Origin of the sequence: Zobellia sp. OII3 (genome assembly GCF_002211465.1) — a bacterium.
Classification (GTDB): domain Bacteria; phylum Bacteroidota; class Bacteroidia; order Flavobacteriales; family Flavobacteriaceae; genus Zobellia; species Zobellia galactanivorans.
Genome location: NZ_MWRZ01000002.1, coordinates 772,123 through 795,415, shown reverse-complemented (window position 1 = coordinate 795,415; position 23,293 = coordinate 772,123). Strand labels below are relative to the sequence as shown.

General features: G+C 43.2%; 17 protein-coding genes. 5 read left to right on the top strand and 12 right to left on the bottom strand.

All coding sequences use genetic code 11. The features are described from left to right. The first annotated feature begins 13 nt into the window (after nt 1-13). Together B4Q04_RS10715 and B4Q04_RS10710 are read left to right on the top strand one after the other, a co-directional pair. On the top strand, nt 14-2,326 hold the full coding sequence (locus tag B4Q04_RS10715) for a GH92 family glycosyl hydrolase (protein WP_088696777.1): 2,313 nt from the start codon (nt 14-16) through the stop codon (nt 2,324-2,326). A 62-nt stretch (nt 2,327-2,388) separates the two neighbouring features. After that, nucleotides 2,389-6,423: a hybrid sensor histidine kinase/response regulator transcription factor gene (locus B4Q04_RS10710; protein ID WP_088696776.1), complete on the top strand. Its 4,035-nt coding sequence runs from the start codon at nt 2,389-2,391 to the stop codon at nt 6,421-6,423. Nucleotides 6,424-6,442: 19 nt separating this feature from the next. Here B4Q04_RS10710 and ribB read toward each other — a convergent pair whose 3' ends face one another. The 11 genes from ribB to nhaC all read right to left on the bottom strand — a co-directional run bounded on the left by ribB (nt 6,443) and on the right by nhaC (nt 18,414). Next, on the bottom strand, nt 6,443-7,573 hold the full coding sequence (gene ribB, locus B4Q04_RS10705) for a 3,4-dihydroxy-2-butanone-4-phosphate synthase (protein ID WP_084724411.1): 1,131 nt from the start codon (nt 7,571-7,573) through the stop codon (nt 6,443-6,445). A gap of 8 nt (nt 7,574-7,581) precedes the next feature. Next, nucleotides 7,582-9,072 (bottom strand): LptF/LptG family permease, encoded by a 1,491-nt coding sequence (locus B4Q04_RS10700; RefSeq protein ID WP_013995939.1) that lies wholly within the window; start codon nt 9,070-9,072, stop codon nt 7,582-7,584. Between the two features lie 79 nt (nt 9,073-9,151). Beyond that, nucleotides 9,152-9,796: a LolA family protein gene (locus B4Q04_RS10695; RefSeq protein ID WP_013995938.1), complete on the bottom strand. Its 645-nt coding sequence runs from the start codon at nt 9,794-9,796 to the stop codon at nt 9,152-9,154. Nucleotides 9,797-9,822: 26 nt separating this feature from the next. Continuing rightward, nucleotides 9,823-12,216, bottom strand: a complete 2,394-nt coding sequence (locus tag B4Q04_RS10690) for a DNA translocase FtsK (RefSeq protein WP_088696775.1) — start codon at nt 12,214-12,216, stop codon at nt 9,823-9,825. A gap of 109 nt (nt 12,217-12,325) precedes the next feature. Continuing rightward, complete coding sequence (locus B4Q04_RS10685; protein WP_013995936.1) at nt 12,326-14,275, bottom strand: LTA synthase family protein; 1,950 nt, start codon at nt 14,273-14,275, stop codon at nt 12,326-12,328. A 53-nt stretch (nt 14,276-14,328) separates the two neighbouring features. Beyond that, on the bottom strand, nt 14,329-14,697 hold the full coding sequence (locus B4Q04_RS10680) for a diacylglycerol kinase (protein ID WP_013995935.1): 369 nt from the start codon (nt 14,695-14,697) through the stop codon (nt 14,329-14,331). Further along, complete coding sequence (gene tpx / locus B4Q04_RS10675; RefSeq protein WP_088696774.1) at nt 14,690-15,196, bottom strand: thiol peroxidase; 507 nt, start codon at nt 15,194-15,196, stop codon at nt 14,690-14,692. Before tpx ends, B4Q04_RS10680 begins: the two co-directional genes overlap by 8 nt. A gap of 188 nt (nt 15,197-15,384) precedes the next feature. Next, on the bottom strand, nt 15,385-15,642 hold the full coding sequence (locus B4Q04_RS10670; protein ID WP_013995933.1) for a DUF6952 family protein: 258 nt from the start codon (nt 15,640-15,642) through the stop codon (nt 15,385-15,387). Next, nucleotides 15,623-15,937, bottom strand: coding sequence for a thioredoxin family protein (locus B4Q04_RS10665; protein WP_013995932.1), 315 nt, complete (start codon nt 15,935-15,937; stop codon nt 15,623-15,625). Before B4Q04_RS10665 ends, B4Q04_RS10670 begins: the two co-directional genes overlap by 20 nt. Before the next feature lie 104 nt (nt 15,938-16,041). After that, nucleotides 16,042-16,686: a peroxiredoxin gene (locus B4Q04_RS10660; RefSeq protein ID WP_013995931.1), complete on the bottom strand. Its 645-nt coding sequence runs from the start codon at nt 16,684-16,686 to the stop codon at nt 16,042-16,044. 249 nt (nt 16,687-16,935) lie between these two features. Continuing rightward, nucleotides 16,936-18,414, bottom strand: coding sequence for a Na+/H+ antiporter NhaC (nhaC, locus tag B4Q04_RS10655; RefSeq protein ID WP_088696773.1), 1,479 nt, complete (start codon nt 18,412-18,414; stop codon nt 16,936-16,938). 131 nt (nt 18,415-18,545) lie between these two features. Between nhaC and lpdA the strand changes: the two genes are divergently transcribed. Then, the gene (gene lpdA, locus B4Q04_RS10650) at nt 18,546-19,952 is read left to right on the top strand and encodes a dihydrolipoyl dehydrogenase (protein ID WP_088696772.1); all 1,407 of its coding nucleotides are present in this window, start codon (nt 18,546-18,548) and stop codon (nt 19,950-19,952) included. Nucleotides 19,953-20,035: 83 nt separating this feature from the next. Here lpdA and B4Q04_RS10645 read toward each other — a convergent pair whose 3' ends face one another. Then, complete coding sequence (locus B4Q04_RS10645) at nt 20,036-21,220, bottom strand: heparan-alpha-glucosaminide N-acetyltransferase domain-containing protein (RefSeq protein WP_088696771.1); 1,185 nt, start codon at nt 21,218-21,220, stop codon at nt 20,036-20,038. A 221-nt stretch (nt 21,221-21,441) separates the two neighbouring features. On the opposite strand from B4Q04_RS10645, the gene B4Q04_RS10640 reads away from it, so the two are divergent. Further along, nucleotides 21,442-21,975: an NADPH-dependent FMN reductase gene (locus B4Q04_RS10640; RefSeq protein WP_013995926.1), complete on the top strand. Its 534-nt coding sequence runs from the start codon at nt 21,442-21,444 to the stop codon at nt 21,973-21,975. Nucleotides 21,976-21,985: 10 nt separating this feature from the next. Further along, on the top strand, nt 21,986-23,284 hold the full coding sequence (locus B4Q04_RS10635; RefSeq protein WP_088696770.1) for an anthranilate synthase component I family protein: 1,299 nt from the start codon (nt 21,986-21,988) through the stop codon (nt 23,282-23,284). Nucleotides 23,285-23,293: the final 9 nt, after the last annotated feature.

Here is a 23,293-nt window from a genome sequence, read left to right as displayed (position 1 = left end):
AGAAACTCTTTATATGAATTTATTTTCAAAAGTTTCCCTATACGGAATTTGCATCTCATTAGCGGTTGCACTCTCGTCTTGTGGGGCTGAAAACCAAGGCCCTCAAACAGTTGAGATGGTAGAACCTGTAGATATGGTCTACCCTCAGCTCGATACTGAAAATTCAAGATGGTTCTTCTTTTCGTCGGCGAGTAGGCCATTCGGAATGGTCAACTTGAGTCCCGATACCGAAGTGGATGGTGCCTGGGGAAGTGGGTATAGGTACAAGGTAGACACCGTTCAGGGGTTTAGCCATATCCATGCATGGCAACTTTCAGGTTTGTCGGTTATGCCGGTAACCATAGATGATACCAATAGAAAAGAGATATTCACCGATTTTCGGTCTAAGTTTGACCATGACAAGGAAAAGGTCTCCCCTGGGTATCATTATCTAGAATTGGAAAAGTACAATATCAATGTTGAGCTCAGCAGTACAACACGTGTGGGATTACATAAATATGCCTTTCCTAAAAAAGGAAAAAGACCGGCCGTACTTTTTAATTTAAACGGAATGTTGGGGCCTAATAAAAATACTGACGGACGACTTGAAATTGCGGGGAACGGTTCCTTGATAGGGGAATTGCTTATCACTGAAACAAGTAGAAGGCCCAAACCCGTAAAACTCTTTTTTGCCATAGACTTCAATTCCGGGATCGATTCGATAGAACGTGACGAAACCACGGGGAATTATTTGGTCTTTTTAAGGGATGGTGTTGATGAAGTTCTTATGAAAGCCGGTATTTCGTATACCTCTGTTGCCAATGCCAAGGCGAATATCGATGCCGAATTGCCGCATTGGGACTTTTATAAGGTCGTTCAAGATTCTAGAAAAGAATGGAACGGTCTACTGGCACGAATAGAAGTCGAGGGCAGTACAGAGACCGCCAGAAAAAGGTTTTACACGGATTTGTGGCATGGACTTCAAGGCCGAAGGATCATCAGCGATGTCAATGGGGCCTACCCCGATAATACGGGGGAGGAGTTTAGAGTAGGGCAATTGCCTCTCGACGACCGTGGAAAGCCTCAATTCAATCATTACAATTCCGATTCCTTTTGGGGTGCGCAATGGACCATCAACACGCTTTGGGGCTTGGTATATCCCGAAATCATGGAAGAATTTGTGCATTCGCTCCTACAATACTATAAAGATGGGGGAATGGTGCCAAGGGGGCCATCCGGAGGAAATTACACCTATGTAATGACCGGTGCTTCGTCTACACCGTTTGTTGTAAGTGCCATCCAAAAAGGTCTGATTACTGAAGATTTAGAAGGGATTTACCAAGCTTTAAAGAAAAACCATATGCTAGGCGGTATTATGGGCAAAGCAGGGTATGAACACCATACAACGATAGGCGGCGGACTCAAATATTACTTAGAGAACGGATATGTACCACACCCCATTCCAGAGGGAAGATTCGGTGGCCACCAAGATGGGGCGAGCATGACCATGGAGTATGCCTATCAAGATTGGACCTTGGCCCAATTGGCAAAAAAGCTAGGATACCTTGAGGACTATTCCTATTTCATGAAGCGTTCCGATAATTATAAAAATGTATTCGACGCTTCCGTAGGATGGATGCGACCTAAAGATGTTTCGGGCAAATGGCGTGAAAATTACGATCCGTACGAGCATGAAAACGGGTTTATTGAATCGAACGGGGCACAATCCACATGGTTCGTACCCCATGATCAAGAAGGACTTGCCGCGTTAATGGGAGGGAAGGAAGCAGCTGCCAAAAAATTGAATATGCAATTCGAACAGGCCGAGAAGTTAGGCTTTACGGCAGGGAGTTCACATTCGCAGGAACTGCATCCCGAATATCGCAATATCCCCATCAACTACGGGAACCAGCCTTCCATACAAACGGCCTTTGTATTCAATAAGCTAGATAGGCCCGACCTGACCCAATACTGGTCGAGAAAGGTGGCGCAAACCGTTTTTGGAGGATTGTCGCCGGCTACCGGCTATAACGGGGATGAAGATCAAGGCCTGATGGGCAGTTTGGCCGTGCTTATGAAAATTGGATTGTTTCAAATGAACGGGGGAACCGAGGAAAACCCGAAATATGAATTCGGGAGTCCTAGTTTCGATAAAGTGGTGATTAATCTTACCAACGGTAATAAGCTGACTATAAATGCGAAAGGGGCCAGTTCGGGAAAGGTCTATGTAAACGGAATTCAACTAAACGGGGAAGAATACAATGCATACAGTGTTTCCCACGACCTCCTCGAGAAAGGTGCCGTATTGGATTTTAACATGGTCGGACATAGGCCCGAGCTAGATTAATGACGTATGGGCTAGCAGTTCTTCTTTAATGTCATAAATTGTAGTCACAATTCAAAAAATTAATGGGCTATCGATTAACATGTATCTTCTGGATTATAGTCTCCATATGGGGACTGCATGGGCAATCGTTAAAATTTGAACATTATAACGATGCAAGTGGACTTTCCCATAATTCGGTCAGGCATATTGTTCAAGATAATAATGGTTTTTTATGGTTCGGTACCTTTTCCGGCCTGAACCGCTTTGATGGATATGAGTTTAAATCGTATACCAGCGCTTCGCCATCGGAAAACACCATTCCGAATGACGATATTACCGCCTTGGAATTTGATCAAGAGGCAAACCAACTTTGGATCGGAACGCGAAATGGGCTCGCTCGATTTGATTTGAATACCTATAGGTTCAAGGTCTTTTTGCCCGACCCTGCAAATGTAGGTTCGTTACAGGATAAGGAAATCAGGTCGGTGCATATCGATTCGTTCAAAAGGGTGTGGGTCGGTACCAAAGATCAAGGGCTTTTTCTATACGATTCCCATAACGAGAGCTTTAGCAAGGTGCCCCTGGAAGGATTTACCTATATCAAGGAGATTTTTGAAGATTCAAAAGGACATATATGGGTAGGGAGTTATGGGGCCGTAGGCATTGCCAGGATTTCTTTGGACAACCTAGGCTCTATCGTTCAGGTGAAGCAATATTCCCTGTTACCGGAGAACTTAAAGGAGTCCAACCCTTATATAAATTTCATTTATGAAGATCATAAGGCCGATCTTTTTGTAGGCAGTAGAAATGGCCTGTTTAAGCTGAACGCCAGCGAAGACCGTTTTGAAGACCTTCCTATAGAGGATATGGGGGTGCGTGACAAACTTGGGCCTTACTTTATTTCAATAGCCAAGGCCCCTAACGGGAAATATTGGCTCGGAACCTTGGGAGGGATTGTTCAAGTCGACGAATTGGAAGATTTACGTAAGCAAAAGTACCAATGGTATTTTTCCGAGTTGTCAGATGATGATTCCCTAGTCGATAACTTGGTCTCCGCCTTGTATTTTGATGCTTCGGGGGTGCTTTGGGTGGGTACGGAAGAAGGCCTTGATAAATACGACCCTTACGAAAACCAGTTTACCTACAATACTTCGATCAGTCGTTATATTGATAATCAAGTTCCGCGTATACGTGATTTTTCGAAAACTTTTGACGGAAAAATAATAGTGGCTACACGTCATAACGGTCTCTTTGTTTCCGAAGGCAATCGTTATATTCCTCTGTATCAAACCGCGAAAGATATCGCAAGTATGTTTTCTATAGACGGCAAAGTCTTTTACTGTGGTCTATGGGACGGGAAAATTCTTATTTATGATTATGTAAGGAAAACCAATAAGGTGATCGATGTGGGGATTGATAAAGCCCCTATTTTGGCTTTTGAGCCCTTGGGAAATCGGCATATGGTCATTGGGTCCCATGGTGAAGGGGCCGTGGTCTTAGATGTAAAAACCAAACAGGTCGATACGTCTTTCGGCAATTTGCTGCCTGGCCTAGACATTAACGCTATTAAAGAGAGCGATGAAAAAATTTGGTTCGCCACCCAAATGGGCGCCTATTGTTATGATAAGTCGTCAATGAAGGTCAAGGTGTTTGAGACCCGTTCGGAAGACCATATCGGGGTACCCCATAATAATGTGAGCGATATAGCCATAGATGTTTCCGGTAAAGTTTGGGCGGCTACTCGAAAAGGACTTTGTTACTACGATGTTTCGCTTGATGATTTTGTTCCCATTACCGATATCGATGGCCTAAAAGACCGTTGGGTCACCAATTTTGTGGCCCAAAAAGATGGTTTTTTGTGGCTTAATATGAACAATAATAATTTGGGGAAGCTCGACATTGCGTCAAAAGAATTGAAATTGTACCATACCGAAAGTGGAAACCGACTTGATATATTCAGTACACGAGGTTTCTATTATGCCGATGAGACCCATATGTACTTAGGAGGGAAGGATGGCGTAATCACCTTTTCCCCAAAAGGACTTTCGGTGAACGAATACGCGCCCAAGCCTATTATCTCAAGTATTCGGGTACAGAACAAGGCGGTAGAGATCGGTTCGGTGGTCAACGGCCAAGAAATATTGAAATCCGATATTAATTTAGGCCGAAAGCTGGTACTGGAGAATTCGAACAAAAATTTCTCGCTTACCTTTTCGAGTCCCTCTTACGTTAACGGAAGGCAAAACAGATACAGTTATATTCTTGAAGGCTTCGATGAAAACTGGAATACCGTAGATGTCAGGCAACGCACCGTTCAGTATACCAATCTTTTTTCAGGCGATTATGTGTTCAAGCTAAGGGCTATGAACAGTCATGGGGTATGGAGCGATGTGTCTTCGTACCAGATTGAAATTCTTCCCCCATTTTGGTTTACATATAAAGCGTTTTTTCTGATGCTTTTGGTACTGGCCCTGGCTTTCTACCTTATCCGTAAACAGATACGGGCACGAATAGTGCTCAAGCAACAATGGTTGATGGAGAAGGTAAAACGTGAACGCGATGAGAAACTCAACAACGAAAAGCTGCGTTTCTTTACGAATATATCGCATGAGTTACGAACTCCATTGACACTGATTCTCGGTCCTGCAAAGCAACTGATAGAAGATGGAAAGGACTCCGGTAATTATTTTCAGCAGAGCCGGTACAACCTGATTCATCAAAACGCAAATCGATTACTGAATTTAGTGAACCAAGTATTGGATTTTAGAAGGGCGCAGTCCGGTGAATTGCGTTTGAAGGTGACCAAGACCGATATTCTTCTTTATACCAAAAACACCTTTCGCTCCTTTGAGGAACTGGCGGACGACAAAAAAATAAACTTCAATCTTATCTGTGAACACCAAAACATCGAGGGTTATATCGATAGGGACAAGTTTGACAAAATGCTTTACAATCTTTTGTCCAATGCCTTAAAATTCACCCAGGGTTATGGGCATGTAGACCTTTTTATAGAAGTAAAGGAAGAAAAAGGCGGAGCACACCTTCTGGTTGAAGTCAGTGATGATGGTATCGGGATTCCCAAAGAAAGCCAAGAGAAGGTTTTTTCTAGATTCTATCAAGTCCCGAACAGTACCAGCCTTAATACGGGATCAGGCATAGGTCTTTCTTTGGTAAAGGCCTTGGTTGAATTGCATAAGGGAAAAATAACGATTGAAAGTGAGCTTAACAAAGGCAGTGTGTTTACCTTAAAGCTTCCTATAGACCGAAAGGCCTACGATGACGATGAGGTATTCGATTACGAAAAAAGCCAAGTCGTGGAAGAGTCGCCACAGCTCATCACCGCCAAAAAAATCATTCAAAGTACCCATTTAAAAGAGCGGATATTGATTATAGAGGACAATGCCGAACTGCGGAGCTATTTGGTCGATTACCTGTCCGATTACTACAAGGTCTTTGAGGCGGAAAATGGGAAGAAGGGGCTAGAGGTATGTTTAAAGGTAAAGCCCGCCATCTGTATTGCCGATATTATGATGCCGGTCAAGAACGGGCTCGAATTTTGTAAAGCCTTGAAGAACGATGCCGATATAAGCCATATTCCCGTCATTCTTCTAACGGCCCTATCGGATAACGATGACAAGATCAAAGGATATAGCTCGGGAGCCGATGGGTATTTGGTCAAGCCTTTTGATCCTTCGCTTTTAAAGACGAGGATTGAAAACATCATCAATTCTAGAAAAGAATTGAAAAATAGGTTTTCCGAAGAAATCGAAAGTCAGGTAAATACCTTGACCCATTCGCCCATAGATCAGTCTTTTATGGAAAAATTGACGGAACTGATACATGAGAACATGGGCAATAGCGACCTGAACACCTCCTTGCTCTGTCAGGCATTGGGTATGAGTTCGTCCAAATTGTATAGAAAGATCAAGGAACTTACCGATTTGGCGCCCAATGAGTTTATACGGACCATTCGACTGAAAAAATCGGCCCAATTGCTACGGACCAAAAAGTACAACGTATCGGAGGTCACCAGCCTTATAGGCTTTAGTGATCCCCTATATTTTAGTCGCTGCTTTAAAAAGCAGTTCGGATATCCGCCTAGTCAGCTGATAAAATAAAACGACGGAGAAAGATGTTCTAATACCCGACGTATTCTACGATTTCAAGGCCGTACCCTACGATACCCACACGTTTGGTTTGGGGCGAGTTGGATAAGATTCTCATTTTGGCGATATCCAAATCGTGGAGAATTTGTGCGCCGATACCAAAGTCGCGGGCATCCATATCTATTTTTGGCGCTTTTCGAATTCCTTTTTTCTGTAGTTCCTTTAGTTCGGCCAATCGGGACAATAGGTTGAGCGATTCGGCATCTTGGTTTATAAATACAATGGCGCCCTTTCCTTCCTTATTGATGGCATTGAACATATCTTCGAGCTTGGCATCGGGATTGTTCGTAAGCGTGCCCAAGATATCGTTATTGACCAAGGTCGAGTTGATTCGGGTAAGTACCTTTTCATCTTTTTTCCAAGAGCCTTTGGTCAACGCAATATGTACGTGGTTGTTCGTCGTCTGTTGGTAGGCGCGTAATCGGAACTTTCCGAAACGGGTATCGATATCAAAATCTTCTTTTTTGGCGATAAGGCTGTCATGTTCCATTCGGTAGGCTACCAAATCTTCAATGGAAACAATCTTTAAGTCGAACTTTTTGGCAACCTCCAAGAGTTGGGGTAGGCGGGCCATGCTTCCGTCTTCGTTCATGATCTCAACAATGTAGCCCGCAGGTTTGAGTCCGGCCAGCCTTGCAAAGTCAATCGCAGCCTCTGTGTGGCCCGTTCTTCTTAGAACGCCCCCTTCCTTGGCTACAAGGGGAAAGATGTGTCCTGGGCGTGCCAAATCGTGCGGTTTGGTGTCTTCCTTGGTCAGGGCAAGAACCGTTTTGGCCCTGTCCGCTGCCGAAATACCTGTGGTAACTCCGCCACCGCGCAAATCTACTGACACTGTAAAGGCGGTTTCCATGGGGTCGGTATTGTTGCTGACCATCATATGTAGGCCCAATTCTTTGCACCTGCCTTCGGTTAGTGGGGCGCAGATCAATCCTCTGCCGTGGGTCGCCATAAAATTCACGGTTTCGGGCGTAGCCAGTTCCGCAGCGGCCAAAAAGTCGCCTTCATTCTCCCTGTTTTCATCATCTACAACGATAATGACATTGCCTTTTCGAATTTCTTCAATCGCTTCCTCTATAGTATTCAATTGACTTTTCTTATCCATGTCGGTACTCATTCTTCTTCTTCGGATTGGTCTTTTTTTGAAAAAAGACGTTTGATACGGTCAAAGGCATTTCCGAGATTCATCATACCTCTGTCCGCCGTTGCACGTTGTGTTAGATAAACTCCCAATGGCAGCATGATCATTGATGGTAACCAAGCTCCTATAATGGGGTGAATGTTTCCTTTATAACTATAGTTTTCGGCAAATACACCTAAAAAGTAATAGACTAAGAACAGTAAGATGGCTACTACCATCGGTAGGCCAATACCCCCTTTTCGTATAATGGCACCCAATGGGGCACCTACAAAAAATAAGATAATACACGAAAGGGCCAAGGCGTACTTATCGTGTAAGGAAAAAACATGTCGCCTATGTATTTCATATCGTTTGTCGAGTTCCTGTTTTTTACCTTCGATAGAAGTCATGATATTCGATACCGAATTCTTCGCCGAATTCATCACTTGGATCTTTTGCCAATCTTTAAAGAAATCGATGATGTTTACGGGAGGCTGCTCTTTTTCTGCCGTTTCCGTAGTGGTTTCTAAACTGTCTACTTTTGCTTCCGTCGTTATGTCGGGGGTCGCTTTCTTTTGGATAGTGTCGATTGCAGCTTCCTTTGGTTTCGGCAGTTTTTCTTTTTGTCTAGCTATGGTATCTGCCGGGCTAAGGGGAATAAAGGCTCCCATTCGGTAGACAATGTTTTTCGAAAAGGCCTGAACGATCCTTCGGTTATCGGTCTCCAATGAATCCATATCCTTTAGCAATCGTGAAACGTTTTTCATCTTTTCACGATTCGATACACTTTCCTCTTCAAGGTCTTGCTCCATTTCTGGAATTTCGATATTCATTCGATAAACTTCGAAATTGGTCTTGGTAAAGGGGTATTTTCTTTTTTCGGTGCTTTTGGTTTTATCCATGTCCCGGTAATCGTGACCGTCACGTAGAACCAATTGAATAAGTTCGGAATCTTGGCTACTGATAAGTTCGCCCGTTTTGGCCTTGATGACCGTTACGTTTACATTGGAGGCCGATTTTTCGTGGATAATTACGTTCTTCAGAAAACGGTCTTGTTCACCGTATTTTTCATCTACCTTGATACTCATTCCCTCAAAATCGCTAAACACCCCTTTTTCAATAGCGGCAGCGGGCTTTACCTTGGCAATGTTGCGCCGCATATTGTAGATTTTCTGTTCGGAAGCCGGTATAACGCTATTGGCAAAATAGAAGGTGACCCCTCCTAATATGGCCATAAAGATAATGAGGCTGAGCATGGAGCGTTGAAGTGAAATACCCGAGGCTTTCATTGCGGCGAACTCGTAGTTCTCCGCCAAGGTTCCAAAAGTAAGTATAGAGGCCAAAAGAACGGTCAGGGGTAAAACCTTCTCCGTTAAGCTGGGCATCATATAAAAGAAAAACTTGCCTATAATGGCAATATCTAGACCTTTTCCCGCAAAATCATCAATGAACAACCATATCGTTTGAAATATGAAGATGAACATCAATATTACGAACGAACTCAAAAAATTATAAAGGAACCGCGATAAAATATATCGGTCTAGAATTCTCAATGTGGCAATATTAATTTCTTACTATGTAGTACCCGTCATTTTTGTACTTCGCCTCATCAAAAGTAAACAAGGTTTTTGACAAAGGCTGGTCCGTTTTGAAAGAATTAACGGTAAAGGTCGAGGTCGTTCCATTTTTACCGGTTTCTATCAGTTTGTAAATATGCTTTGTTTCGGCATCGATACCCAATAAAATAGTCTTTATTTCAGAATTGGTATCGATAGGGGTGAGCTTTACATACTGAATTTTCCTGCCATTGACATTTTGTAAAATGTCCATTCCGTAATTGTGGCCTTCCCTGTAAAAGGTCAACATTTTTGCCGGGGTCAGTGCATTTTCATCTTCTGATTTATCGTCAATGGTAACCTCTTCGTTCTCCGGTATAATGGTGTACACCTTAGAACCGTCGAACAATTGGGTGGTGCCAAAGATATTGGCGAGATATTTATCGCCTTGGAGGGTTACCTCTCCACGTGTTTCCTGGTTGATGCCCGCCTCTGAATTGTTCAGTACGTATTTAAAATCTACGTATATGTTGTCGTAACTCTTTACTTTGTTGTACACATCATCCAAGAGTGCCTTTGCTTTTTCGGAATTTTGGGCAAAGGTTGAATTTGATAGCAATACCAAGGCAAATAGTAAAAAAATCTTTTTCATTTTACGTTTTAAGTTAATAACTCGTGTTACGAGCGTTCGTTGCTTAATAATTGATCTAATGCGGTAAGGTCGGGCACCAAAACCTGTCGTGCCTTACTTCCTTCGAACGGACCTACAATGCCTGCTGCCTCTAACTGGTCTACGATACGGCCGGCGCGGTTATAACCCAATTTCAGTTTTCGTTGGATCAATGAGGCCGAACCCTGCTGTGCCGTTACGATGACCTCGGCAGCTTCACGGAACATCGCGTCGCGGTCGGCAATATCATAATCAATACTTGTGCCAGAATCTTCCCCTGAGTACTCGGGTAGTTCATGGGCGTTCGGGTAAGCTCTCTGAGCCCCTATGTATTCGGTAATCTTGGCTACTTCGGGCGTATCTACAAAAGCACATTGGATACGGGTAACATCGTTACCTTGGGTGTACAACATGTCACCACGACCGATCAATTGGTCGGCACCTTGGGCATCCAAGATCGTTCTTGAGTCGATTTTTGAGGTTACCCTAAAGGCTATGCGGGCAGGGAAGTTTGCCTTGATGATACCGGTTATTACGTTGACCGAAGGCCTTTGGGTGGCAATAATAAGGTGTATACCGATGGCTCGGGCCAATTGCGCCAAACGGGCAATAGGCGTTTCTACTTCCTTTCCGGCGGTCATGATCAAATCGGCAAATTCGTCAATGACCAAAACGATATAAGGCAAGTACTTGTGTCCGTCGTTGGGATTCAACTTCCGCGCCTTGAACTTGGCGTTGTATTCCTTGAGGTTACGCACCATGGCAACTTTCAACAGTTCATACCTGTTGTCCATTTCGATACAAAGGGAATTCAAGGTGTTGATTACCTTGGCGTTGTCGGTGATGATCGCCTCTTCGGAATCGGGTAATTTAGCCAAAAAGTGGCGCTCTATTTTGTTATAGATGGAAAGTTCTACTTTTTTTGGATCCACCAATATGAATTTTACTTCGGCTGGATGTTTTTTGTACAGGAGGGAGGTCAGTACGGCGTTCAAACCTACCGATTTACCTTGTCCCGTAGCACCGGCCATCAGCAGGTGGGGCATTTTTGCCAAGTCAACAACAAAGGTTTCGTTGCTAATGGTCTTACCGAACGCTATTGGCAGTTCCATTTCGGCCTTTTGGAATTTGCTGGAAGCGATGACGGACCGCATGGAAACTATGGTCGCATTTTTGTTCGGCACTTCAATACCGATGGTTCCTTTTCCGGGAATTGGCGCGATAATACGTATTCCTAGGGCAGCCAATGAAAGGGCTATGTCGTCTTCTAGGTTTTTAATTTTTGAAATTCGAACCCCGGCCTCGGGAACAATTTCGTAAAGTGTAACGGTAGGACCAATGGTAGCCTTGATCTGGGAGATTCCTATTTTGTAGTTTTTAAGGGTATCTACAATCTTGTTTTTGTTTTCTTCCAGTTCTTCCTGGTTGATGGTAATTCCGCCCGTAACCCCATGTTGATCCAAGAGTTCCATGGTAGGGAACTTGTAATTGCCCAGTTCTAGGGTAGGGTCGAACTCACCGAAATCTTCAACCAATTTATCGGCAATATTGGTAGACTCTTCTTTTTCCTCCACAATTTTCTCGACTTCCATGGCGAGGTCTTCCTCGGTTTCTTCTTCCACGGGAACGGTCACCTCAAAATCGTCAATGGGCTCCACTTCGGTCTTTAGGGGGGGGATATCTTTTTTATGGGTATAGGTGTCGAGCACTATGGGCTCTTCTTTTTCCGCTTTGGTTACCGCTTCCTTTGCAGGGGCGGGAGCAGTGGCATGCTCGGCTTCCCCAGTTGATTTTAATTCCGATTTTAAACTAGAGGTCTTTTTCTTAAAGGCACTGGCAACCCCTTCTGGCGTAAGTTTAAAGAAGCGGACCAAAATAAAGATCAGGCCGAAAATAAGGATGAGTACCACGCCTATCTTTCCTGTGTAGTCTTGTAGGAAATCGTTCATTTCATACCCTACCAGTCCCCCTAAAAGCGGTTTGGTCTCGGCAAAAAAGCCAAGGGCAATGGAAATCCATATCATAAAAATGAGTCCCCATATCCACTTTTTCAAAAGGCCCTTTTTGTCAAGGCTTAAAAAGAGGTAGAGGCCCGTTATGCATAGCATTACGGAAAGTATCAATGAAGCGACACCAAAACCTTTGTAAACAAAGAAGTGGCTTACACTGGCCCCGAATTTGTTCAGCAGGTTCTTGGCCTGTTCGTTTCGGTTGGCAAATTCAGAAAGTAAACTTTGGTCGTCTTGCCAAGTAAAATAATAAGATACGAACGAGAAGAACAGGGCCATACTGAACAGTATCAGAAGGCTTCCTAATATGATCTTGTTCTGTTTCGATAGCCCGAGGCTTACCTTTTTAGAACTTGTCTTCTTTTTTGTTGTCGTTGTTTTCTTTTTGGCCATTACTTTTTTTCCACTGGGTGCAAAAATACGTATTACGAAGTTTTCGACGTAAGGATTGCGAAAAGTCTTTTCGATTTTATAAAATGCCCACTTGTTTTAAACTTATGGGTTATTCCGTTTCTGTACTGTTTTCGGCATCTAAACGACCATCGAGGATGCGGTTCATGTAATCTTGAATAAACCCTTTGGTCATCTCTTCCATCTTTTTGGTCTTAAACGGGTTTTTCTTGGCAATGTTGTTTATAAGGCCCTTATCCTTTATATCGTAAAGACCTAAAGTGTTTTCGTCGTTACGAACTACAATAAGGCTGTCTCTCATAAAAAGAAAATTGGTACTGGTGTTCGATAGGGCATAGGGTTTCTGGATCGTATCGGAAATCAAGCTTCGGCCCCAACTTCTAAACGGTTTTTGATAGCCCGTAAGTGATACCAGGGTAGGGTATATGTCTATCTGTTGAGCCAAATCACGGTTTACGCCTTTGTATTTTCCGTTCGGGTCAAAGATAAGAATGGGCACGCCATAACGATTTACTATTTTTTGATACTCTTCATAATAGATTTGGTTGCCATGGTCGGCGGTTATCACAAAAATGGTATTCTTGTACCATGGTTCGTTTTCTATTTTTTTGAAGAACTGCTTTAGTGCGTAATCGGTATACCCCACACATTTGTGTATGTCTAAAGTCCCTTCTGGAAACTTTCCTTTATATTTTTCGGGAATCTGATAAGGGGCGTGTGAGGAGACCGTAAAAATCGTTGAGAAAAAAGGCTCTTGTTTTTCTGAGAGTACATCGGCGGTATATTGAAGGAAGGGCTCGTCCCAAATGCCCCAGATACCATCAAAATCCTCATCGTTATTGTATTCGGTTTTCCCGTAGTAATGGTCGTATCCAAGCACGTTGCCAAAACCTAGGAAGCCCATGGAGCCATTGGGGGCACCGTGAAAGAAAGAGGTGTCGTAGCCCATTTCGTTAACGGCAGAGATGATCGATTTTATTTCCCTATTGGCATATGGGGAAGAGGTATAGGCTATTTTAAACGAAGGGATACCGGCAAGGATCGATGACATGGCGTGAATCGATTTTCTTCCGTTTGCAAAGGCATTGGGGAAAATCAGACTATGCTGTGCGAGCGAATCGATAAAAGGGGTGTAGCCTACATAGTTGTCTATGTTCATATCCTTATTGAACGAACCTAAATATTCACGGCCAAAACTTTCCAATATAAAAAGAACGATATTGGGTTTGTTGGGAACGCTATCCTTATACTGTTTTATAGGATGAAAGGTAGAGTCGATAACGGCTTGGGGCACGCCTTCCATTCGCTTAAAGTCGGAAGACTTGACCGTTCTGATAAAGGCAAATGGTGTGTTGAGAACAATGTTGGCATGTTCGGGAACCTTCACATGTCTGCTGGCATCAACCATGTTGATAGGTCTAGTGCTGTGTTTAAAGTCACCACGTATGCCCCCCACAACGAGGGCAGCGGTAACTAAAAGGGCAGCTACCGAGCTTAAGAAATAGGGCAACTTTTTGGAAGGGACGGCTTCTCGAACCTTAACACCTTTGTATAGTTTGACCCAAATAAAGGCGCATATAAAGAAAATAAGGAATACGTGCCAGTAATCCGTTATAAAGGATAGTAGTAGCTCTTCTTTATTTTTTTCGTTTTCAAGCGATTCAAAAGAGGCGAATGTACTTCGGGTAAAGGTATAGTTGTAGTATATGAAATCAACGAAATTGGTAGCAAAGGCTATCAGGTTGGTGGTCATATAGATCCACAGCAGTGTTTTTTGGTACGTTTTGGAAGTGTTCACCCATAAGGGGAGAAGGCTAAGGGCAATGAACAGGAGGTTTACGTACAATATTGCGGTGGTATCGAACGCAAGTCCCCAAAAGCACAAGGCCAACAAATCGCCAATGCCCCCTAGTTTAAATAGGTCTTGATTGTACAGATAAAATAAGAGTCGTGCTACAAAATAAAATATGTAGGCCAGAAATATGCGGTATAAGGTTACGGCATATTCGTTCAGTCGATATATGTTCTTAAAATCTAACAAATAAAATGTCTTTGTCTAGCGAATAATACCCTACACCATTTAATAGGGGAGCGCTAGAATATTTTCGGTATGTAAATAATACAGCCTATGACAATGGCCCCAATGGAGACCAGCATTACTGCTCCTGCAGAGATGTCTTTTATAAAACCTATTCTTTTGTCAAAATCGGGATGGATGAAGTCGCATATTTTTTCTATTGCGGTATTGGCTCCTTCAATTCCGACGACCAATGAGACCGCAAAGATTTGAAACATCCATTCCGTAGGGGATATGTTGAAGTAAAATCCGGCAATGGTAACGGCAATGGCCAAGCATACCTGGATTTTAATACTTGCTTCGGTACGAATCAAAAGAAGGGCCCCACGTAAAGCGAAGCCCACACTTTTTATCCGGTTTACAACAAACGACTCTTCCTTAGGCATCTGCTAAAGCTTCAAGGGCCGCTTTATAATTCGGTTCATCTACGGTTTCACCGACCTGTTCGGTATAGATAACCTTACCCGATTCGTCGATCACCACTACAGATCTTGAGTGTAGTGGGGCCAATGGGCCGTCTGAAAACGTAAGTCCGTACGCCTGGCCAAAGCTGCCATCGCGAAAATCGGAGAGCATTATAACGTTGTCAATGCCTTCGGCACCACAAAAACGGGCTTGGGCAAACGGTAAATCTTTTGATATACATAGAACTACGGTATTCTCAAGTTCTGCCGCTTCTTGGTTGAACTGCCGTACAGATTGTGCACAAGTACCTGTGTCGACACTTGGGAATATGTTTAAAACCACCTTTTTGCCCGCAAAGTCGGAAAGTGATGCGGAAGAAAGGTCGTTTTTCGCCAAGGTAAAAACAGGGGCCTTACTTCCGGTTGAGGGAAGGTTTCCCAATGTGTGTATTTCGTTTCCTTTTAAGGTTACTGTAGCCATGATATGTTCTGTTTATATTGGGCGTGAAATTAAAAAAATAATAGCTAAATATAGAGGTGTACGAAAGAAATCTCCTTATAAAGAAGAAGAGGGGCAAAACAAAAAAGTGAAACAACTATTTCGATTCTCTTGAAAATCAAAGGTTGTTTCACTTTTTCGGTAAAATGTAAAGCTGTTTTTTACTGGGTCTATTTGTCGATAGCTCCCATAACACGCTGCATAAATTCATTGAGCGCCTCTTTTTTTGGTTTGCCTTCCTTTATGCTTTTGTGCACTTCAATGGCTCCGTACATGTTCGATATCAACTCGCCGATCACATCTAGCTCTTCGTCTTTTAAAGAAGGTACCTCGGTCAAGGCCTCTAGTGTTTCGATGGTCTCGATAACAAAATCTTCGTCGTTCTCTTCGATAAAGTTTGTCAAATGCTTAATTACTGGCAACTTCACTGATCAATTCTTTTAGAACATCGTATTTGTTCGTTTGTACTTGGTTTTTTAACTCCCCATTGATAAAAGTAGCGAATGTAGGCAAGTTGTCAACGTTGGCCAGTTTTCGGCTTTCGGGAAATTTTTCCGCATCAGCGATTACAAACGTCAAATCTTCGTGAGACGCCGCCTCTTTTTTGAATTTAGGCTTCATGATACGGCAATTACCGCACCAGCCGGCAGAATATTGCACTACTACGTTCTTTTTCTCCGCAATGATATCTTGCAGATTGTCTTGTTCTAATTCTAGCACCATAATCCTAGGTTTTAAAATTCGTAAATGATTAGACTTGTAATAAAACCGCTTGTACCTGTATAAAGCTGATACAAGCGGTTTTCTTTAGGTTTGTAAGGCCTAGATTAATTGGAGTGTGTAGAAAGGTATTCGGCAACACCTTTTCTGTCGGCGGTCATTGCATCTTTACCTTCTTCCCAGTTTGCTGGGCAAACTTCACCTTTTTCCTGTACGTGGGTATAGGCATCGATAAGACGTAAATATTCGTTTACGTTTCGGCCCAAGGGCATGTGGTTGATTCCTTCGTGGAACACGGTACCTTCTTCGTCGATAAGGTAAGTGGCACGATAGGTTACGTTATCGCCTTCAACGGTAATAACACCTGTTTCTTCATCGTACTGCTCGTTGGTAATGTCAAGAATACCCAAGGTAGAGGCAAGGTTACGGTTGCTGTCTGCCAATAGCGGATAGGTAACGCCTTCGATACCACCGTTATCCTTACTTGTGCTCAACCAGGCAAAGTGCACTTCTGCAGTATCGCAAGAAGCACCGATTACCAAAGTGTTTCTTTTTTCGAACTCACCTAAAGCCGCTTGAAAAGCGTGCAATTCGGTGGGGCAAACAAATGTAAAGTCTTTAGGGTACCAGAAAAGAACAACTTTCTTGTTGTTTTTTTGAGCTTCCTCTAAAACGTTCAATTTGAATGTGTCGCCTAATTCGTTCATTGCGTTAACACTCAAGTTTGGAAATTTTTTACCTACAAAAGCCATAGTCAAATATTTTTTAGTTTCAATTTACTACAAAATTACAGGAATATTGCGGTGAAAAAAGCGGTAGGGCATCTAAAAAATCAATACTGTGATAGCTATTATGTATGCAGGGAAGGTGTTGTGTGTTTTGGTGGGATTGTGATAATATTAAATCCTAAAAATTAACGAATTGACAATAATATGGCATATATTTTTTCTTTTTATTAATATTGAATTTATAGGGAGGTCAAAGTTTTTCCGGAAAGTGGGTTATTTTGTAACCAGCTGTTTGATTTTGATATGGAAAGCGGCGAAAATCAAGGTTACAATGGGGCTTAACCAATTGAATACGGCGAATAGGGCGTATTCTGCCGTACCTACCCCTAAAACACCACTGTGATAAGCACCACAAGTGTTCCAAGGGATCAATACGGAAGTTACCGTACCGGAATCTTCAAGGGTTCGGCTTAGGTTTTCGGGAGCCAAATTTTTGTCGGCATAGGCCTTGCTGAACATTTTTCCGGGAACCACGATAGCGAGATATTGATCGGACGCGGTAATATTCAGGGCTAAACAGCTTCCTACCGTACTGGCGAACAGTCCGAAGGTCGTTTTGGCCATATCCAAAAGTGATTTTGTAATACGGTCGAGGGCGCCTATGCCGTCCATTATCCCTCCAAAAACCATAGCGCATACAATCAGCCATATCGTGCCGAGCATACCTGCCATTCCTTTTGCGGAAAACAAGTCTTTCAGGGTTTCGTTATCGGTTGGAACCGAAGTTTCAACGGTAATGGCGTTCATAACGCCTTTGTAGCCCGACTTGATGGTTAATTCTTTGGCTCCGGTAATGCCGGCTACAACTTCGGGTTGAAAAATCAAGGCGAAAAGGGCGCCCAAAAGTGTGCCGATCAAAAGGGCGGCAAGTGGCGGTGTTTTTTTTACGATCAATACGACTACTATGATCGGGACCAAGAAGAGCCATGGACTAATATTGAACGATGAGTCGATGGAGGTCAAGATCGAATCGATATCGGCAGACCCTGTGGTTTCGGCGGTAAACCCTAAAATAATAAAGAAGATCAAGGTTACGCTTATGGTGGGTACCGTAGTATATAACATGTATTTGATGTGTTCAAAGAGTTCCCCTCCTGCCATGGCCGGGGCCAGGTTGGTAGTGTCGCTCAAAGGCGAGAGTTTGTCTCCGAAATAGGCGCCTGATAGTACCGCACCTGCGGTCATACCCAAGGAAATGCCGAGCGCGTCCCCAATGCCGATCAGGGCTATACCTACGGTGGCCGAAGTGGTCCAGCTGCTTCCGGTGGCGACCGATATTATGGCACATATTACTACGCAGGCCGCTAAAAATATAGTGGGGTTTAAAATCTGGAGTCCGTAATAGATCATGGCGGGAATGATACCGCTTATCAACCATGAGCCGGCCAAGGCCCCTACCATGAGTAGAATGAGAAGGGCTCCGCTAGTAGACTTGAGGTTTTCGGCGACCTCTGCCATCATTTGTTTGTAAGAGACCTTGTTGAATATCCCTACGACGGCGGCTACGGCGCCACCAAGCAAGAGTATAAACTGATTGGAACCGCTTAGGGCATCGTCTCCGTAAACGTAAACGTTGTAAGCTAGCATTGCAACAAGGGCAAGGACAGGGGTTAAGGCTTCCCAGATGTTCAATTCCTTATTTTTTACGATGTTTTCGTTTTCCCTGTGCTCCCCAGAATTTTGTTCTGTCATTAATTACGGTTTAGCTATGAGGTAATATTACGATTTTGGAGTCGTTTGTGCAACTTTTGTATTAATCGTCAAAGGATACCTCAAACCGGAAAATAGTGTTAATTTTGTATTTCAAACACAAAGAAAATTTTATGAGTTCATACGATGTGGCCATTATTGGCTCAGGACCAGGAGGGTATGTTGCTGCCATTCGTTGTGCGCAGTTGGGCATGAAAACCGCAATTATCGAAAAATATAGCACATTGGGCGGTACTTGCTTGAATGTCGGCTGTATACCGTCAAAAGCTTTGTTAGATTCTTCGCACCATTACGAAGATGCGATAAAGCATTTTGAAGAGCACGGTATCGATATACCGGGTGAGATAAAAGTTAACCTTGGGCAGATGATCGCAAGAAAGGCCGCTGTGGTAAAGCAGACTTGTGACGGTGTGAAGTTCTTGATGGACAAAAACAAAATCGATGTTTTTGAAGGATTCGGAAGTTTTAAAGACGCTTCACATATAAATATCAAAAAAAATGATGGTAGTACGGAAACTATCGAGGCCAAGAACACCATCATAGCCACAGGAAGCAAACCTTCTACACTTCCTTTTATCAAAATAGATAAAGAACGTATCATAACCTCTACGGAGGCTTTGGAGTTGAAGGAAATACCGAAACACTTAATCGTTATCGGTGGTGGGGTGATAGGCTTGGAACTTGGTCAAGTGTATAAGCGTTTGGGTGCCGAAGTTACCGTAGTGGAATATATGGATCGTATTATTCCGACCATGGATGCGGGACTTTCAAAAGAGCTTACCAAGGTTTTGAAAAAACAAAAAGTAAAACTCAGTGTATCCCATAAAGTAAAATCGGTAGAAAGAAAAGGCGATGAGATTATCGTTAAAGCCGATGATAAAAAAGGACAGGAAGTAGAGTTGAAAGGCGATTATTGTCTGGTGTCGGTAGGGCGTAGGCCATATACCGATGGACTGAACGCAGAAGCTGCCGGGGTTAAAATCGATGAGCGCGGAAAAATTGAAGTAAACGACCACTTGCAAACCAGTACCCCTAATATTTACGCCATTGGCGATGTGATCAAAGGTGCGATGTTGGCACATAAGGCCGAAGAGGAAGGAACTTTTGTTGCCGAACAATTGGCGGGGCAAAAACCACATATCGATTACAATCTAATACCTGGTGTGGTCTATACTTGGCCTGAAGTTGCTTCTGTAGGAAAAACGGAAGAGCAGTTGAAGGAAGCTGGTGTGGCGTATAAAACAGGACAATTTCCAATGCGTGCCTTGGGACGTTCCCGAGCCAGTATGGATTTGGACGGATTTGTAAAAATCCTGGCCGATAAGGAAACCGATGAAGTTTTAGGTGTACATATGATCGGGGCACGTGCTGCCGATTTGATTGCCGAAGCGGTTACGGCCATGGAGTTTAGGGCGTCTGCGGAAGATATCTCTAGAATGAGCCATGCGCATCCGACATTTGCGGAAGCCGTAAAAGAAGCGGCCCTTGCCGCTACCGATAATCGTGCCTTGCACGTTTAAATCTTGGTTTAATATTAAAAAAGCCCCGGGTGAAAGTTCATCCGGGGCTTTTTCATGTCTTTTTTTAAGAGAATATATCAGGGTTAGTTTTTTGCCAAACCGACCCGTCTAAGTAATCTAAAGAATAGGGTTTTAGCTGTCTGGAATCCACTGGTCGCCAATACTTCGCCCTTTACCAGGGCAAACCTTACCGATGTGGCTATTTTGAGCCGTATCACCTCTTTATTGTCTTCGTAGCGAAGTGCGGTAAAGGTGCATATGACCATAAAGCACAAGGCTCCTGAAATCGCTACGGCAGGTGTGAGCGAATGGTGGAAAAACCGGTAGAGTCCCACTCCTGTAAAACTTCCGTAAAGGATAATAAAGTGAACGATGTATACCGATAAGGTGCTTTGTCCGATTTTGAGTAGGGTGCTGTTTTTAAGTATTCCGCGTATAAGCATAAAAATGCTAAAAACAACCAGGACATTACCGAGTCGTATGAATAAGTAATTGTTGAAATATATATCGGCAAACAGTTGTAAACCCGTTGTTTGCGAAAGCAACAAAAACAACTTCGATGAATACGAAACAAGGGCCATGCCCACGGCGGCAAAAAGCGGTATGGCTACAAAATAGAGGTATTTAAAATCTTTGAACTTGGTAAAGATAATCGATAGAAACGAACCGAAAACGGCATAACCAAACCAAGGTATGATGGTAAAAACGGAGCCGTTGTTCTTGGTTAAATAGTTGGCGAAGGCATCGGGTAGAAAGGAAAAGCCCCACGTTTTGTAAGCCGGTTCAAAAAGGAATAGCGTAAGGGTGATTCCTAGCAATACCGTTGGAAAGACAAATTTCTTTCTGTTCTGGGTAAGTAGGTATATGCCTATAATTCCTAATAAGGAAAGACCGATACAATGCAATACGTCTACCAAATAAAACGAATCGTAAATCTTGCCTTGTAGAAGGCCAAAAAGGTTCATTCGCAGTAAATAGCCTATAAATAGGAGTTCGAGACCTCTTTTGACCCCTTTCTTGACCCTAGGGTTTTGGAGTCCGGTTTTGTCTCCCTTGATGAGAAGGAAGGTGAATATAAAGCCTGAAACGGTAAAGAATACCGGAGCGGTTATGCCTCTGAAATATTTCCAGATATTAAAAGCGACATTTGAAGTGTCCCTAAACATAGGGTCTAGCAAACCATCAATAAAATGCCCTTGTAGCATCATTAGAATGGCCCATGCCCGCATAGCGTCTATAAAATAGAGTCTTTTTGTCTTTTTGTCCACGTTAAAACAATTTCACTAACACCTAAAACCTTCATTATAACTCAGAACTTCCGTTTTTAGTACAGTCGTTCTTTTTCAATATTTCTGGTCAAGCAAAAATCTTTGATCTATATACTTGTAAAACAAGGGGTTTGGATGTTTTCGCAGCAAAATTAGATAAAATACTCGCAATTCAGTCGTATTTGCCATAATTTCGCCAAAACACCTTTTATTTAAAAAATATGGCTCAAATATTAGCATTCGCGGGAAGCAATTCCTCTAAATCTATTAATTACGAATTGGTAAAGTATACGGCATCACTTATAAAAGACCATGAGGTGCAGTTGTTGAACATGGTGAACTTTCCTTTTCCGATGTTCAGTGAAGATTATGAAAGGGAGAACGGTTACTCGAATTCCTTAGTAGAGCTTAAGGAAGACTTGGTGAAGGCGGATGGGGTGATTATCTCGGTGAATGAGCACAATAGCGGTCCATCGGCGTACTTTAAGAACCTCACTGACTGGTTATCTCGGGTCGAACGCAAGTTTTTGGAAGATACCCCGGTTTTTTTGATGGCTACTTCCAATGGAAAAAGAGGGGGGATGGGCGCCTTGGAAATTACCCAAAATGTGTTGCCGCGTTTCGGGGCCGAAGTTGTCGCAAGCTTCTCTTTGCCATCGTTTGGGGAAACCTTTAATAAGGGAGAAGGTATTGTTTCCGCTGATTTGGCAAAAGCACATCGCGAGGCTTTAAACCAATTTTTGGGTAAACTATAAAACCATTCGTTTGCGAACCAATAGCTCGTTTGTCGTTTCCGATATCGAAAGTTTTAAGGAAGGGCTGTTGCTGTGGGCCCAACAATATGACGATGTCCTTTGGTTAGACGGCAACGGGCACAAAAACCGTTATGGGTCTTTTGATGCGCTATTGGCGGTAGATGCCCTTACTTTGCTTCAAACCGATAGTGAGGGGGCTTTTGAAAAGCTCAAGGAATACCAGGTTTTGACCAATGACTATATTTTTGGCTACCTCTCTTATGATCTTAAGAATGATGTTGAGCGTTTGTTTTCCAAAAATGCGGATCATTTGCATTTTCCCGAGCTGTATTTCTTCCAGCCTAAAAAAATCATAAAGATTATAGGGGATACTGTGAGTTTCGACTATCTCAGGATGGTCGATGATGAGATCCAATCGGATTTTAAAGCTATTTCCGGGGGTGATACTTTCAATGTTGGGGAAGGCTCCGCAACTAAGAACATACGCATTAAACTGCGTATTTTTAAGGATGAATACTTCCGTCAGGTACAGCAAATGTTGGCCCACATCCATAGGGGGGACATCTATGAGGCCAACTTTTGTCAAGAGTTTTATGCCGAAGACACAAAAATACATCCTTATAGAACCTATCAAAGGCTAAATGCTATATCTAAGGCGCCGTTTGCGGCCTTTTTAAAGATGTACGATAAGTTCTTATTGTCGGCCTCGCCGGAACGCTATCTACGTAAGGAGGGCGATAAAATCATTTCCCAGCCGATCAAGGGTACGGCCAAGCGTTCGCAACAAGATTCGGCCGATGCCAAATTGGTCAGTGCGCTTCAAAACGACCCTAAAGAACGGGCCGAAAACATTATGATCGTAGATTTGGTCCGCAATGACCTCTCGAAGCACGCTGTTAAGGGAAGTGTCCAAGTTGAAGAGTTATGTGAGGTATACACTTTTGAACAGGTGCATCAAATGATATCTACCGTGGTGGCCGAGGTGGTCCCTGGGGCGAATCCCGTAGATTTGGTAAAAGGGACCTTTCCCATGGGGAGTATGACCGGGGCGCCAAAAGTCTCGGCCATGAAAATAATCGAGGAGCTAGAGGCTTTTAAGAGGGGCTTGTACAGCGGGGCCGTAGGGTATTTTACCCCCGATGGCGATTTCGATTTTAATGTGGTGATCCGAAGTATATTGTACAATGCATCGGAGGAGTATGTTTCGTATTCGGTAGGAGGGGCGATAACTGCAAAAGCCGTGGCGGAAAAGGAGTACGAGGAATGCCTTTTAAAGGCGAAGGCCATGCGTGAGGTTTTGGAGAGTTGAAGTCAGCTT

Bases quoted from the DNA above. Each gene is read 5' to 3' on its own strand.
- B4Q04_RS10715 (WP_088696777.1), top strand. From the start codon at position 14: ATGAATTTATTTTCAAAAGTTTCCCTATACGGAATTTGCATCTCATTA.
- B4Q04_RS10710 (WP_088696776.1), top strand. From the start codon at position 2,389: ATGGGCTATCGATTAACATGTATCTTCTGGATTATAGTCTCCATATGG.
- ribB (WP_084724411.1), bottom strand. From the start codon at position 7,573: ATGGATAAGAAAAGTCAATTGAATACTATAGAGGAAGCGATTGAAGAA.
- B4Q04_RS10700 (WP_013995939.1), bottom strand. From the start codon at position 9,072: ATGTTCATCTTCATATTTCAAACGATATGGTTGTTCATTGATGATTTT.
- B4Q04_RS10695 (WP_013995938.1), bottom strand. From the start codon at position 9,796: ATGAAAAAGATTTTTTTACTATTTGCCTTGGTATTGCTATCAAATTCA.
- B4Q04_RS10690 (WP_088696775.1), bottom strand. From the start codon at position 12,216: ATGGCCAAAAAGAAAACAACGACAACAAAAAAGAAGACAAGTTCTAAA.
- B4Q04_RS10680 (WP_013995935.1), bottom strand. From the start codon at position 14,697: ATGCCTAAGGAAGAGTCGTTTGTTGTAAACCGGATAAAAAGTGTGGGC.
- tpx (WP_088696774.1), bottom strand. From the start codon at position 15,196: ATGGCTACAGTAACCTTAAAAGGAAACGAAATACACACATTGGGAAAC.
- B4Q04_RS10665 (WP_013995932.1), bottom strand. From the start codon at position 15,937: ATGGTGCTAGAATTAGAACAAGACAATCTGCAAGATATCATTGCGGAG.
- B4Q04_RS10660 (WP_013995931.1), bottom strand. From the start codon at position 16,686: ATGGCTTTTGTAGGTAAAAAATTTCCAAACTTGAGTGTTAACGCAATG.
- nhaC (WP_088696773.1), bottom strand. From the start codon at position 18,414: ATGACAGAACAAAATTCTGGGGAGCACAGGGAAAACGAAAACATCGTA.
- lpdA (WP_088696772.1), top strand. From the start codon at position 18,546: ATGAGTTCATACGATGTGGCCATTATTGGCTCAGGACCAGGAGGGTAT.
- B4Q04_RS10640 (WP_013995926.1), top strand. From the start codon at position 21,442: ATGGCTCAAATATTAGCATTCGCGGGAAGCAATTCCTCTAAATCTATT.